Source organism: Streptomyces griseosporeus, assembly GCF_014656055.1.
In the GTDB taxonomy this organism is placed as follows: domain Bacteria; phylum Actinomycetota; class Actinomycetes; order Streptomycetales; family Streptomycetaceae; genus Streptomyces; species Streptomyces griseosporeus.
Genome location: NZ_BNBR01000003.1, coordinates 270,853 through 283,449, shown reverse-complemented (window position 1 = coordinate 283,449; position 12,597 = coordinate 270,853). Strand labels below are relative to the sequence as shown.

General features: G+C 72.0%; 14 protein-coding genes. 10 read left to right on the top strand and 4 right to left on the bottom strand.

From position 1 onward, the window contains the following. The first annotated feature begins 88 nt into the window (after nucleotides 1-88). From IE308_RS16015 to IE308_RS16000, 4 genes are all read left to right on the top strand, one after another. Nucleotides 89-1,090 carry an ABC transporter permease gene (locus IE308_RS16015; protein ID WP_110630851.1) on the top strand — a complete coding sequence of 334 codons (1,002 nt, stop codon included), beginning with the start codon at nucleotides 89-91 and terminating at the stop codon, nucleotides 1,088-1,090. Then, nucleotides 1,087-2,184, top strand: a complete 1,098-nt coding sequence (locus IE308_RS16010) for an ABC transporter ATP-binding protein (RefSeq protein ID WP_110630854.1) — start codon at nucleotides 1,087-1,089, stop codon at nucleotides 2,182-2,184. Before IE308_RS16015 ends, IE308_RS16010 begins: the two co-directional genes overlap by 4 nt. Nucleotides 2,185-2,207: 23 nt before the next feature. Then, complete coding sequence (locus IE308_RS16005) at nucleotides 2,208-3,497, top strand: ABC transporter ATP-binding protein (RefSeq protein WP_229908898.1); 1,290 nt, start codon at nucleotides 2,208-2,210, stop codon at nucleotides 3,495-3,497. Between the two features lie 64 nt (nucleotides 3,498-3,561). Then, the gene (locus IE308_RS16000; protein WP_110630858.1) at nucleotides 3,562-4,215 is read left to right on the top strand and encodes a trimeric intracellular cation channel family protein; all 654 of its coding nucleotides are present in this window, start codon (nucleotides 3,562-3,564) and stop codon (nucleotides 4,213-4,215) included. Here the strand turns inward: IE308_RS16000 and IE308_RS15995 are convergent. Then, complete coding sequence (locus IE308_RS15995) at nucleotides 4,124-5,353, bottom strand: alpha/beta hydrolase (protein WP_190218478.1); 1,230 nt, start codon at nucleotides 5,351-5,353, stop codon at nucleotides 4,124-4,126. The two genes, IE308_RS16000 and IE308_RS15995, sit on opposite strands and share 92 nt — an antisense overlap. A 98-nt stretch (nucleotides 5,354-5,451) precedes the next feature. On the opposite strand from IE308_RS15995, the gene IE308_RS15990 reads away from it, so the two are divergent. Further along, nucleotides 5,452-6,312 carry a thioesterase family protein gene (locus IE308_RS15990; RefSeq protein ID WP_190218477.1) on the top strand — a complete coding sequence of 287 codons (861 nt, stop codon included), beginning with the start codon at nucleotides 5,452-5,454 and terminating at the stop codon, nucleotides 6,310-6,312. Here the strand turns inward: IE308_RS15990 and IE308_RS15985 are convergent. Continuing rightward, entirely contained in the window at nucleotides 6,299-6,886 is a 588-nt protein-coding gene (locus tag IE308_RS15985; protein ID WP_190218476.1) for a TIGR03086 family metal-binding protein, read from the bottom strand. The two genes, IE308_RS15990 and IE308_RS15985, sit on opposite strands and share 14 nt — an antisense overlap. A 101-nt stretch (nucleotides 6,887-6,987) precedes the next feature. Here IE308_RS15985 and IE308_RS15980 point away from each other — a divergent pair, with 101 nt between their 5' ends. Further along, nucleotides 6,988-7,959, top strand: a complete 972-nt coding sequence (locus IE308_RS15980; protein WP_190218475.1) for a helix-turn-helix transcriptional regulator — start codon at nucleotides 6,988-6,990, stop codon at nucleotides 7,957-7,959. Nucleotides 7,960-7,973: 14 nt separating this feature from the next. Here the strand turns inward: IE308_RS15980 and IE308_RS15975 are convergent, their stop codons facing one another. Continuing rightward, nucleotides 7,974-8,603 (bottom strand): TetR family transcriptional regulator, encoded by a 630-nt coding sequence (locus IE308_RS15975; protein ID WP_190218474.1) that lies wholly within the window; start codon nucleotides 8,601-8,603, stop codon nucleotides 7,974-7,976. Nucleotides 8,604-8,725: 122 nt separating this feature from the next. Here IE308_RS15975 and IE308_RS15970 point away from each other — a divergent pair, with 122 nt between their 5' ends. The 3 genes from IE308_RS15970 (at nucleotide 8,726) to IE308_RS15960 (ending at nucleotide 10,447) form a co-directional block, all read left to right on the top strand. Further along, nucleotides 8,726-8,893, top strand: a complete 168-nt coding sequence (locus IE308_RS15970) for a hypothetical protein (protein WP_110630870.1) — start codon at nucleotides 8,726-8,728, stop codon at nucleotides 8,891-8,893. 53 nt (nucleotides 8,894-8,946) lie between these two features. Further along, complete coding sequence (locus tag IE308_RS15965) at nucleotides 8,947-9,213, top strand: DUF4190 domain-containing protein (protein WP_110630872.1); 267 nt, start codon at nucleotides 8,947-8,949, stop codon at nucleotides 9,211-9,213. 70 nt (nucleotides 9,214-9,283) lie between these two features. After that, the gene (locus tag IE308_RS15960; protein ID WP_110630874.1) at nucleotides 9,284-10,447 is read left to right on the top strand and encodes a cysteine desulfurase family protein; all 1,164 of its coding nucleotides are present in this window, start codon (nucleotides 9,284-9,286) and stop codon (nucleotides 10,445-10,447) included. A 249-nt stretch (nucleotides 10,448-10,696) separates the two neighbouring features. Here IE308_RS15960 and IE308_RS15955 read toward each other — a convergent pair whose 3' ends face one another. Further along, the gene (locus IE308_RS15955; protein WP_190218473.1) at nucleotides 10,697-11,401 is read right to left on the bottom strand and encodes an N-acetylmuramoyl-L-alanine amidase; all 705 of its coding nucleotides are present in this window, start codon (nucleotides 11,399-11,401) and stop codon (nucleotides 10,697-10,699) included. A 60-nt stretch (nucleotides 11,402-11,461) separates the two neighbouring features. Between IE308_RS15955 and mnmA the strand changes: the two genes are divergently transcribed. Continuing rightward, on the top strand, nucleotides 11,462-12,595 hold the full coding sequence (gene mnmA / locus IE308_RS15950) for a tRNA 2-thiouridine(34) synthase MnmA (protein WP_190218472.1): 1,134 nt from the start codon (nucleotides 11,462-11,464) through the stop codon (nucleotides 12,593-12,595). Nucleotides 12,596-12,597: the final 2 nt, after the last annotated feature.

Below are 12,597 nucleotides of genomic sequence, written 5' to 3'. Positions count from 1 at the left end.
CACGAAAGGCAGGTGAAGGCCGGCGCGGCGTGACCGCGGGCCATCGGACGATCTCCGGTGGCCCGCGGTCCGCGGCGGGCCGAGAGCTGTGCTCGCTTACCTCATCAGGCGGTTGTTCGCCGCCGCTGTGATGCTGGTGGTCATCATCACGGTGGTCTTCAGCATCTTCTTCATCGTCCCCAAGTGGGCGGGCGTCGACATCGCCCTGAGCTTCGTGGGCAAGCAGGCCGACCCCGCCGCCGTCGAGGGGGTGCGGGAGAAGCTCGGTCTGGGCGACCCCGTCTTCGTCCAGGTCTGGGAGTTCTTCAAGGGCCTCTTCGTGGGGCGCACGTACTCGGGCGGCGGCGACACGATCAACTGCTCGGCGCCCTGCTTCGGCTACTCCTTCCGCAGTGAGCAGGCCATCTGGCCGGTGCTGAAGGACCGTTTCCCGGTGACCCTGGGACTCGCGCTGGGCGCCGCCGTGCTGTGGCTGATCCTCGGTGTCGCGGCGGGCGTGCTCTCCGCGCTCAAGCGGGGCTCCCTGTGGGACCGCGGCGCGATGGTCGTCGCCCTCGCGGGTGTCTCCCTGCCCATCTACTTCACGGGCATGCTCACCCTGGCGATCTTCGTCTACGGACCGCTGAACTGGTTCAGCTCGGACTACGTGCCCCTCGCGGACGACCCCGCCAAGTGGTTCAGCGCGATGATCCTGCCCTGGGTCACCCTCGCGTTCCTCTACGCGGCCATGTACGCGCGCATCACGCGGGCCACGATGATGGAGATCCTCGGCGAGGACTACATCCGTACCGCGCGCGCCAAGGGTCTGCGGGAGGGCATCGTCATCCGCAAGCACGCCATGCGCTCCACGATGACGCCCATCCTCACCATGCTCGGCATGGACCTCGGCGCCCTCATCGGCGGCGCGATCCTGACCGAGTCCACGTTCAACCTTCCCGGCCTGGGCCGTGAGGTGCTGCTCGCCATCAGGAACCAGGACCTGCCCATCATCGTGGGCGTCACCCTGATCACCTCGCTGGCGGTGCTCTTCGCCAACCTCGTGGTGGACATCCTGTACGCCGTGATCGACCCCCGAGTGAGGCTCGCATGACCGAACTCAGCAAGAGCGGAGCAGCCGTGGGCGAGCCCACGTCCGCCTCGCGTCCGCCGTCCGCCTTCCTGGAAGTGCGCGACCTGAAGGTGCACTTCCCGACCGACGACGGCCTGGTCAAGTCCGTCGACGGGCTGAGCTTCCAGCTGGAGAAGGGCAAGACCCTCGGCATCGTGGGCGAGTCGGGTTCCGGCAAGTCGGTGACCTCGCTCGGCATCATGGGCCTGCACACCGCCGGCCAGTACGGCAAGCGCAAGGCGCAGATCTCCGGTGAGATCTGGCTGGACGGCACCGAGCTGCTGTCCGCCGACCCGGACCACGTGCGCAAGCTGCGCGGCCGTCAGATGGCGATGATCTTCCAGGACCCGCTGTCCGCGCTGCACCCGTACTACACGATCGGGCAGCAGATCGTGGAGGCGTACCGGATCCACCACGACGTCGACAAGAAGACCGCCAGGCGCCGCGCGGTCGAGATGCTCGACCGGGTCGGCATCCCGCAGCCGGACAAGCGCGTCGACAGCTACCCGCACGAGTTCTCCGGCGGTATGCGCCAGCGTGCGATGATCGCGATGTCGCTGGTCAACAACCCCGAGCTGCTCATCGCGGACGAGCCGACGACCGCCCTGGACGTGACCGTCCAGGCGCAGATCCTGGACCTGATCCGGGACCTGCAGAAGGAGTTCGGCTCCGCGGTCATCATCATCACCCACGACCTGGGTGTCGTCGCCGAACTCGCCGACGACCTGCTGGTGATGTACGGCGGCCGGTGCGTCGAGCGCGGCCCCGCCGACAAGGTGTTCTACGAGCCCCGCCACCCCTACACCTGGGGTCTGCTCGGCTCGATGCCGCGCCTGGACCGCGAGCAGCAGGAACGGCTGATCCCCGTCAAGGGATCCCCGCCGTCCCTGATCAACGTCCCGTCCGGCTGCGCCTTCAACCCGCGCTGCCCGTACGCCGACATCCCCAAGGACAACGTCACCCGCACGGTCCGACCCGAGCTGACCGAGGTCGGCAGCAAGCACTGGGCCGCCTGCCACATGACCCGGGAGCAGCGGGAGCGTATCTGGGCCGAAGAGATTGCGCCGAAGCTGTGAGCGAGAACTCCAAGGACACGGCCGTGACCACCGCGGACGCCGCCGCCGACGGCGACGTGCTGCTGAAGGTGACGGGGCTCCAGAAGCACTTCCCGATCAAGAAGGGCCTGCTCCAGCGGCAGGTCGGCGCGGTGCACGCGGTCGACGGCATCGACTTCGAGGTGCGGCGGGGCGAGACGCTGGGCGTCGTCGGCGAGTCCGGCTGCGGCAAGTCGACGATGGGCCGGCTGATCACCCGGCTGCTCGAACCGACCGGCGGCAAGGTCGAGTTCGAGGGCAAGGACATCACGCACCTCGGGGTGTCGGGCATGCGCCCGATGCGCCGCGACGTGCAGATGATCTTCCAGGACCCGTACTCGTCGCTGAACCCGCGCCACACCATCGGCACCATCGTCGGCGCCCCCTTCCGGCTCCAGGGCGTCACGCCCGAGGGCGGCATCAAGAAGGAAGTGCAGCGGCTGCTGTCGGTGGTCGGGCTCAACCCCGAGCACTACAACCGCTACCCGCACGAGTTCTCCGGCGGTCAGCGCCAGCGCATCGGCATCGCCCGCGCGCTCGCGCTCAGCCCCAAGCTCGTGGTGGCCGACGAGCCCGTCTCCGCGCTGGACGTGTCGATCCAGGCGCAGGTCGTGAACCTGCTGGACGACCTCCAGCAGGAGCTGGGCCTGACGTACGTGATCATCGCGCACGACCTCTCGGTCGTCCGGCACGTCTCGGACCGGATCGCGGTGATGTACCTCGGCAAGATCGTGGAGCTGGCCGACCGCGACCTGCTCTACAAGTCGCCGATGCACCCGTACACCAAGGCGCTGATGTCCGCGGTGCCGATCCCGGACCCGCGGCGCAAGTCGGAGAAGAGCGAGCGCATCCTGCTCAAGGGCGACGTGCCCTCGCCGATCTCCCCGCCGAGCGGCTGCCGCTTCCACACCCGGTGCTGGAAGGCGACGGAGATCTGCAAGACCACCGAGCCGCCGCTGCTGGAGCTGCGCCCGGGACAGCGGGTGGCCTGCCACCACCCGGAGAACTTCGAGGACCAGCAGCCGCAGGACACCGTCCTGCTGTCCGCCGCCAAGGAGGCGGCCGAGCTGGTGTCCGAGGAGGTCCTCGCGGAGTCGGCGGAGACGTCGGCGGCGGTGGCCAAGGCGGTCGAGGAGGGCGAGCTCGCGGTCGAGGAGCCGGCCGCCGAGGAGCCCGCCGAGGACGACGCGCCGTCCGCCGAGGAGCCCGCCGAGGCGTCGGAGGAGTCCGCCGAGGCGTCGGAGGAGTCCGGTGAGCCCGAGGCGCCGACCGAGGCCCCGTCCAAGAAGAAGTAGCTACACCCCGAGCCCCCGCCTTGCTTTGTAAGGCGGGGGTTCGTCGTCGGGTGAGAATGCTGGGGTGTACCAGTTCTTCAGCCCGTCCGTCCAGCACACCCTCGACCTGGTCGGCATCTTCGTCTTCGCCATCTCCGGCGCGCTGCTGGCCGTCCGCAAGAACTTCGACGTCTTCGGCATCGCCGTCCTCGCCGAGGTCACCGCGCTCGGCGGCGGGCTGTTCCGCGACCTGATCATCGGCGCCGTACCCCCCGCCGCCTTCACGGACCTCGGGTACTTCGTGACGCCGCTGCTCGCGGCCCTGCTGGTCTTCTTCCTCCACCCCCACGTGGAGCGCATCCAGACCGGCGTCAACGTCTTCGACGCGGCCGGGCTCGGCCTGTTCTGTGTCGCGGGCACCACCAAGGCGTACGACTACGGGCTCGGCCTCACCCAGTCCGCGGCGCTCGGGCTCGCCACGGCCGTCGGCGGCGGTGTGCTGCGCGACGTCCTCGCCAACGAGGTGCCGTCGCTGCTGCGCTGGGACCGCGACCTGTACGCGGTGCCCGCCATGGTCGGCGCCACGATGGTCGTCGTGTGCATCCGCTACGACGCCCTGACCCCGACCGCCAGCGCGCTCGCCGCCGTCACCGCGTTCGTGCTGCGCCTGCTGGCGATGCGGTACCACTGGCGGGCTCCGCGGGCGTGGAACCGGCGCTCGACCGTGCGGGAGGAGTAGCCCCGGGGGCGGGGGGCCGGCCGTCCAGCTGCTCGGTGAGCCAGCGGAACGCCGGGACCACCTGCGGCCGCCACAGTCCCATCGTGTGGCCGCCGGCGCTGCGCGGCAGGTACACCACGCGCACGGTGGTCGGCGCCTTCGCGAGCCGCGCCAGGGCCAGGCCGGCCTCGTACCCGTCGTGCGGCTGCCCGGAGACGTACAGCGCGACGCGCGGCGGCACGGCCGCCTTCTGCAGCAGCAGGTACGGGTTGTTCGCGGCGCGCAGCGCGGGCGTGCGCGCGGCGAGCGAACCGCTCTCTCCGATCGGGTCGTTGTAGCCGGACATGCTCACCGCCGCCCGGTAGCGGTCCGGGTGGGCGACGGCCAGCTTGGCCGCGCAGTGCGCGCCCGCGGAGTACCCGGCGACCGCCCAGCCGGCCGGGGCGGGCCGGGCGCGGAAGTTGTCCATGACCATCTTCGGCACGTCGAGGCTCAGCCAGCTGTCGGCGTTGACCCGGCCGGGGACGTTGGCGCAGCCGGTGTCCCGGCCCGCCAGCAGGTTGGTGCGGGGCGCGACCAGGATGAACGGCGCGATCCGGCCGGAGCGCATCAGCGGCAGCAGCTGCTCGTGCGCCTTCAGGGAGCCGAACCAGGCCTTGGCGGAGCCCGGGTAGCCCGGCAGCAGCTCCACGACGGGGAAGGTGCGGTCGCGGTAGGCCGGGTCGTCGTACTGCGGTGGCAGCCAGACGTACACCTCCGCGGTCACGCCCGAGATGCGCCCCTTGAGCTGGGTGACCCGGACACCGCCGGCCGCGTGCATCCCGGGGCCCTTCGCCTGCCGGAACGTCTGCTTCACCTTGGGCAGCTTCTCCGGGGCGATACCGCCCTTGCCGTCGGCGCCCAGGTCCTCCGCCCGCTGCACATGGCCGCCGGTGCCGAGCAGGTCGCCCCAGGTGTCGTACAGGTTGTTGGCGTTGTTGACCAGCGTGAAGACCAGGGCGACGGCGGTGAGCTGGGCGAACAGGAGCATCAGCACGCGGGCCGCGGCGCGCAGCGGGCGCGGCCCGCGCAGTCGTGACCACAGGGCCAGCGGCAGCGCCAGGGCGACGACGGCCAGCACGATCAGCGTGGCGAGGAAGGGAGTCCCGGTCAGGCTCATGTCCCAGGAGAGGGAAAGCCAGGGCCCGGGGTTCACCACTGGGCTGCATCTCACGCAAAAAGCTACCGCTTAGTATTTTCTCGTTGTAATGTTCAGCCATGCCAGAAGCAGCTTCCGCCGCGGCCGAGCGGGCCGTGATCGGCGACAGCGAGTTCGACCGGGACACGGCCGTCACCCGCCGAGAGCCCGGTTTCTACGACATCGACCTCTCGGCCGGCTGGACGATCATCAACGCCGTCAACGGCGGCTATCTGCTGGCCGTCCTGGGCCGTGCCCTCGCGGACGCCCTGCCGCACGCCGACCCGTTCACCATCTCCGCGCACTACCTCACCGCGTCCCAGCCGGGCCCCGCGGTGGTCCGCACGGACGTGGTGCGCACCGGCCGCACCCTCTCCACCGGCCAGGCCTCCCTCTTCCAGTACGCCGAGGACGGCACCGAGGTCGAGCGGATCCGCGTCCTCGCCTCCTACGGCGACCTGGACACCCTGCCCGACGACGTGCGCACCACGGCGAAGCCGCCGGCCATCCCGCCCATGGAGCAGTGTTTCGGCCCCGAGGACGGGCCGGCGCCGGTGCCCGGCAGCTCCGCCATCACCGACCGGCTGATGCTCAAGCTCGACCCCGCCACCCTGGGCTGGGCGCTCGGACAGCCGTCCGGGAAGGGCGAGATGCGGGCCTGGTTCGGGCTGGCCGACGGCCGCGACCCCGACCCGCTCTCCCTGCTCCTCGCGGTGGACGCCCTCCCGCCCACCGCCTTCGAGATCGGCCTGTCCGGCTGGGTGCCCACGGTCGAGCTGACCGTCCACGTCCGCTGCCGCCCGGCACCGGGCCCGCTGCGCGTCTCGATCACCACCCGCAACCTCGCCGGCGGCTTCCTGGAGGAGGACGCCGAGGTCTGGGACAGCGCCGACCGGCTGGTGGCCCAGTCCCGGCAACTGGCCCGCGTCAGACTCGGCTGAGCGGCGCGCGGCCCAGCCAGGCCGCGAGCCGGGCGTAGACGTCCGCCCCCTCGGGGGCGGGCCGCACCGCCTCGAACGGCGTCTCGCCGCCGCGCCGGGTCGGCGGCAGCACGCGCTCGGCGGTGGCCAGGGCGAACCCGGCCGGTTCCGGGTCGAGTTCCAGCGGGTGGCCGACCGCCTCGGACAGGTCCCAGGTGTGCGTGACGATCTCCATCACGTACCCCGACAGCGCCTGCCGGCCCGGCACCTCGCCCCACGGCACCCGCACCGGCGCGTCCATCCGCTCGTCCGACGCCCAGGCCTTCAGCGCCCGCGTGCGGACCTCGTCGTACGCCTCCGGCCAGCCGGTGTCCGCAACTCCCTCCGCGAACGGCCGTACGGCCATGCCGTCGCCGCCCTCGCCCACCACCGCGATCCGCAGCGTGCCGCCGACCATGTGGCTCAGCAGCCGCCGCACGTCGAACTCGGTACAGGGGGTGGGCCGCTCCAGCTGCTCGGGCCGGACGGCGCGGATCAGGGCGGCGGCCTGCTCGGTGGCGCGGGCGTAGACGGGGCGCGGGTCGATGGTGTTCATCGGGTACCTCTCTCTCGGTCGGTACGCCGATACTCGGCCCATAACCTGACAGTTCCCGTCAGCATTTGCGCCGGGTTCTCCGGCGGCGGGATGCTGGGGCCGTGAAGTCCGACCGCCTGCTGTCGATCCTGCTGCTCCTGCAGACCCGCGGCCGGGTCCCCGCCCGTGAACTCGCCGACCGGCTGGAGGTGTCGGTCCGCACGATCTACCGCGACATCGAGGCCCTGTCCGCCTCCGGCGTCCCCGTGTACGCCGAGCGCGGCCGGCACGGCGGCATCGAACTCCTCGCCGGTTTCCGCACCGACGTCACCGGACTGACCGCCGACGAGTCCCGCGCGCTGTTCATCCTCGCCGCGCAGGGCGCGCACGCCGCGCTCGGCCTGGACGCGGCGCTCGGTTCGGCGCTGCGCAAGGTGATGGCCGCGCTTCCGGCGCCGTACCGCCCGGCCGCGGAGGTCACCAGCCGGCGCATCCTGGTCGACGCCACCCGCTGGCGCGGCGGCCCGCGGCAGGCCGTCGACCTGGACGTGCTCCAGGACGCCGTCTTCACCGACCGGCGCCTGCGGCTGCGTTACCGGCACAGCGGTCAGAGCGCGGACCGGACGTACACCGTCGACCCCTACGGGCTGGTCTCCAAGGCGGGCGTCTGGTACCTCGTCGCCGACCGGCGGGCGAAGCCGCAGCTGTTCCGCGCCGACCGGGTGCGCTCGGCGACCGTCCTCGACGACCCCGTACGGCGCCGTCCGGGTGTCGAGCTGGCCGACGCCTGGGAGGTGCTGCGCCGTCAGGTCGAGGACCGGCCGGGCGGCCTGGAGGTGACCGTGCGGGTGCGGCGCGACCGGCTCGGCATGTTCCAGCGGATGACGGCCGCCTCGCTGGTCGACCTGCCCGACGACGACGGGACGAGCGAGTGGGTCACCGCCCGCCTGTCGTACGGCATCGTCCGCGAGGCCCGCCAGCTCCTCGCCTTCTCCGACCGCGTGGAGGTCCTCTCACCGCCCGAGGTCCGCGCCGAACTCGCCCGGGCGGCGGCGTCCGTGGCGCGGCTGTACGGCGGTCCGGCGGCTTCCTGAACCCCGGGCCGCCGTCAGCCGCCGTTCCAGTGCAGGCGGCCGAGGCTGATCAGGCGCAGCCGGCGACGGGCCAGGCCGGCGACCCGGGCCCGCTCGTCCTCGGGGGCGTCCAGGGTCTCCAGGAAGAGGGAGGCGGTGCTGAGCATCTGGTCGACGTAGAGGTGGGCGAGCATCAGCAGGTCGTCGTCGCTCCAGCCCGCGGAGACCGGGTCCTTGGCCAGCTCGGCCCGCACCTCCTCGGCGAACCGGGCCAGTTGGTCGCGGATGGCCTCCCGCACCGGCTGGACGCCGCCGTGCCGTTCCCGGGCGATGAATCTCACGTGTGCGGGGTACGCGTCCACATGACGGGCGATCAGCTCGACGGCGCGCTCGATGCGCTCCGCACTGTCGCCCGCCGTGGACACCGTCGTCCGGATCATCGGGTGCAGGCTGCCCAGCGCCTCCTCGACCAGGGCCACACCCAGGTCCGCCGTGGACCGGAAGTGCCGGTAGAAGGCGGTCGGGGCGACGCCGACGGCGCGGGTGACCTCGCGCAGGCCCAGGCTGCTCAGGCTCTGCTCCTCCAGCAGCTGCAAGGCCGCGTCCTGGAGCGCCTGACGGGTCTTCTGCTTCTGCGCCTGCCGGATGCCGAGGGTGTGACTCATGCCATGCAGTTAACAACTGTTCTCTGGAATTGGAAAGCCGTGCGACGCGCTAGACTGGGTAGTCAGTGAACAAGTGTTACTACAACCGTTCACCGAAACTTCACGGAGGGGGATCCGTCCCAATGCTGTTCCTCGTCGCCGCACTCCTGCTGCTCGGCGTCGTGATGGGCACCGTGGCGCACGCACCGCTGACCTTCACGCTCGTCGCGGCCGCCGTCATCGCCGCCTGGCTCGGGGTCTTCGCGCTGCGCGAGCGCCACGCCCGCCGCCGCGGCACGTCGGCCCACTGAGCCGGCCACCCTGTCCGACCGACCACCCACCGACCGTCGGGAGCTGACCCGTCATGCACCTCACCGCACCGGCCACACGCCGCACCGGTATCCGCGACACCGACGGCATGGCCGTCGCGTCCTTCATCCTCGGCCTGCTGGGCCTGCTCGTCCTGAACCTCTTCCTCGGCCCGATCGCCATCGTGCTGGCCTCGATCGCCCTGTGGCGCGGCACCAACCGCCGCGGACGCGCCCTGCTCGGCCTCGGCCTCGGCATCGCCGACCTCGCGGTGCTGCTCGCCTTCATGCAGGCGGACCACACGGTCTCCTGGAGCTTCTAGGCCGGCCCCCGCGGCAGGCCGGCTCTCGCCGCCGGGTGACCGCCGGCGGCCCCGTAGAATCGGCCACACCATGGCTTACCTCGACCACGCCGCGACCACGCCGATGCTCCCCGAGGCGGTCGAGGCACTCACCGCCCAGCTGAGCGTCACCGGCAACGCGTCCTCCCTGCACGCATCCGGACGCCGCGCCCGGCGCACCGTCGAGGAAGCCCGCGAGACCCTCGCGGAAGCCCTCGGCGCCCGCCCCAGCGAGATCGTCTTCACCTCCGGCGGCACCGAGGCCGACAACCTCGCGGTCAAGGGGCTGTTCTGGGCCCGCCGCGACGCCGATCCGGCCCGCACCCGGGTGCTGGCCAGCCCCGTCGAGCACCACGCCGTGCTGGACGCCGTCCACTGGCTGGGCGAGCACGAGGGCGCCACCGTCGAGTACCTCCCGGTCGACGCCCACGGCCGCGTCCACGCCGACGCGCTGCGCGAGGCCATCGCCCGCAACCCCGACGACGTCGCCCTCGCCACCGTGATGTGGGCCAACAACGAGATCGGCACGGTCATGCCGGTCGCCGGACTGGCCGCCGCGGCCGCCGAGTTCGGCGTCCCGCTGCACGCCGACGCGGTCCAGGCCTTCGGCCAGGTCCCGGTCGACTTCGCCGCCTCCGGCCTCGCCGCGATGACCGTCTCCGGCCACAAGATCGGCGGCCCGTACGGCATCGGCGCGCTCGTCCTCGGCCGCGAGTACAGCCCCGTGCCCGTCCTGCACGGCGGCGGCCAGGAGCGCCACGTCCGCTCCGGCACCCTCGACGTCCCGGCCGTCGCCTCCTTCGCGGTCGCCGGCCGGCTCGCCGCCGAGCAGCGCGAGTGGTTCGCCCGGGAGATCGGCGGCCTGCGCGACGCCCTGATCGACGCCGTCCGTACGGCCGTACCCGACGCGATCCTCGGCGGGGACCCGGTGGACCGCCTCCCCGCCAACGCCCACTTCACCTTCCCCGGCTGCGAGGGCGACTCCCTGCTGCTCCTGCTGGACGCCCAGGGCATCGAGTGCTCCACCGGCTCCGCCTGCACCGCGGGCGTCGCCCAGCCCAGCCATGTCCTGCTGGCCACCGGCACCGACCCCGACCTGGCCCGCGGCACCCTGCGCTTCTCCCTCGGCCACACCTCCACCGAGGCGGACGTCGAGGCGGTCGCCAAGGCCATCGGCCCGGCGGTGGAACGCGCCCGGGCGGCCGGGCTGACCTGAGCCGGCTGAGCGCCCGGAGGGCACAAAAAAGCGACCTACGAGACGGGTTCCCTTCGCCGGTATGGTCCGGATCAGGTTCTGGGGGTCGCCTTCCGGCAGCTGCCTTCCGGCCTCTCAGCCCGACCGTCGACGTCGGCACCGGCGGAAACGCAGGTTTCGCGCCAGAGTCGGCTACGCCGCTCGGACTCCCTCACTCATCCCGTAGGTCTTGCATCCAGGATAGAACGCCTGATTCCGGACGGAAGAGGCCTATTCTTGATTTTTCTCCGCATTCTTCGCCGGGTTCTTCGCGGCGTTCTCCGCGGCCGTGTACTCCCGTCGCACCAGCCCCATGTACCGGTCCCAGTCCCAGTGCGGCCCCGGGTCGGTGTGGTCCGTCCCCGGCACCTCCACATGCCCGATGACGTGGTCCCGGTCGACGGGTATGCCGTACCGCCGGCAGATCCCGGCCGTCAGCCGCGCCGAAGCGGCGTACATCGCCGCCGTGAAGTCCTGCGGGCGGTCCACGAATCCCTCGTGCTCGATCCCCACACTGTGCTCGTTGTACTCCCGGTTGCCCGCGTGGAACGCCACGTCCAGCTCGCGGATCATCTGCGTGATCCGGCCGTCCTGGCCGACGATGTAGTGCGCCGCCGCCTTGTGCCCCGGGTCCTGGAAGGCCTTCACCGCGCTGGCCCGGCTGCCCTGGGTGACATGGATGACGACCCGGTCGATCCCGTAGTCGTCCGGCCGGTCCGCGCGCCGGTAGTTCGCCGTCGACGCCGCCACCCAGCGCGCGCCCCGGAAGTCGACCGCGCCCGCCACCCGCGGCTTCTCCACCCCCGGCAGCCGCCACCACAGATGGGCCAGCTCGTCGCGGGCCAGCACCGCCGTGCCCACCGCGGCCGCCGCGCCGCCGATGAGCAGGGCCCGCCGCCCGATCCGCCGGTCCGCCTCGCCCTTCGCATCCCCCATGTGATCGACAACGCATATCCGCGGGATCCGGTTCCCGCGCCCCCGTACCCTGGAAGGGTTATGACTGACACCCCGCAGCGCTCCCGCCCCCTCCGCGTCCTCGCCGCCATGTCCGGCGGGGTCGACTCCGCCGTCGCCGCCGCACGCGCGGCCGAAGCGGGCCACGACGTGACCGGCGTCCACCTGGCGCTCTCCGCGAACCCGCAGTCGTTCCGCACGGGCGCGCGGGGCTGCTGCACCATCGAGGACTCCCGCGACGCCCGCCGCGCCGCGGACGTCATCGGTATCCCGTTCTATGTGTGGGACCTCGCCGACCGCTTCCGCGAGGACGTCGTCGAGGACTTCGTCGCCGAGTACGAGGCGGGCCGCACCCCCAACCCGTGCCTGCGCTGCAACGAGAAGATCAAGTTCGCGGCGCTGCTCGACAAGGCCCTCGCGCTCGGCTTCGACGCCGTCTGCACCGGCCACTACGCGAAGATCGTCACCCTGCCCGACGGCGGCCGCGAGCTGCACCGCGCCTCCGACCTCGCCAAGGACCAGTCGTACGTGCTCGGCGTCCTGGACGAGCAGCAGCTCGCCCACGCGCTCTTCCCGCTCGGTGACACCATCACCACCAAGGAGGAGATCCGAGCCGAGGCCGAGCGCCGCGGCCTCGCCGTCGCCAAGAAGCCGGACTCGCACGACATCTGCTTCATCGCCGACGGCGACACCCAGGGCTTCCTGGCCCGCCGGCTCGGCAAGGCCGAGGGCGACATCGTCGACGAGGCGGGCAACAAGGTCGGCACCCACGAGGGCGCGTACGGCTTCACCATCGGCCAGCGCAAGGGCCTGCGCATCGGCACCCCGGCCGCCGACGGCAAGCCGCGCTACGTCCTCGACATCTCCCCGGTGAACAACACCGTCACCGTCGGCCCCGCCGAGGCCCTCGACGTCACCGCGCTCACCGCGATCCGCCCCCGCTGGTGCGGTGCCGCCCCCACCGGGCCCGGCACCTACACCGCCCAGCTGCGCGCCCACGGCGGCGAGACCGAGGTGACCGCGGAACTCGTCGACGGCGAGCTGCGGGTCACCTTCACCGAGCCGGTCCGCGGCGTCGCCCCCGGCCAGGCGATCGTGCTGTACGACGGCACGCGCGTGGTCGGCTCGGCGACGATCGCCTCGACCACGCGCGCGAAGACGGCCGCGACCGTCTGACC

What these genes read in the sequence shown, in the direction of transcription:
- IE308_RS16010 (WP_110630854.1), top strand. Translation starts at nt 1,087, where the DNA reads ATGACCGAACTCAGCAAGAGCGGAGCAGCCGTGGGCGAGCCCACGTCC.
- IE308_RS15995 (WP_190218478.1), bottom strand. Translation starts at nt 5,353, where the DNA reads ATGAGCCTGACCGGGACTCCCTTCCTCGCCACGCTGATCGTGCTGGCC.
- IE308_RS15990 (WP_190218477.1), top strand. Translation starts at nt 5,452, where the DNA reads ATGCCAGAAGCAGCTTCCGCCGCGGCCGAGCGGGCCGTGATCGGCGAC.
- IE308_RS15985 (WP_190218476.1), bottom strand. Translation starts at nt 6,886, where the DNA reads ATGAACACCATCGACCCGCGCCCCGTCTACGCCCGCGCCACCGAGCAG.
- IE308_RS15975 (WP_190218474.1), bottom strand. Translation starts at nt 8,603, where the DNA reads ATGAGTCACACCCTCGGCATCCGGCAGGCGCAGAAGCAGAAGACCCGT.
- IE308_RS15970 (WP_110630870.1), top strand. Translation starts at nt 8,726, where the DNA reads ATGCTGTTCCTCGTCGCCGCACTCCTGCTGCTCGGCGTCGTGATGGGC.
- IE308_RS15965 (WP_110630872.1), top strand. Translation starts at nt 8,947, where the DNA reads ATGCACCTCACCGCACCGGCCACACGCCGCACCGGTATCCGCGACACC.
- IE308_RS15960 (WP_110630874.1), top strand. Translation starts at nt 9,284, where the DNA reads ATGGCTTACCTCGACCACGCCGCGACCACGCCGATGCTCCCCGAGGCG.
- IE308_RS15955 (WP_190218473.1), bottom strand. Translation starts at nt 11,401, where the DNA reads ATGGGGGATGCGAAGGGCGAGGCGGACCGGCGGATCGGGCGGCGGGCC.
- mnmA (WP_190218472.1), top strand. Translation starts at nt 11,462, where the DNA reads ATGACTGACACCCCGCAGCGCTCCCGCCCCCTCCGCGTCCTCGCCGCC.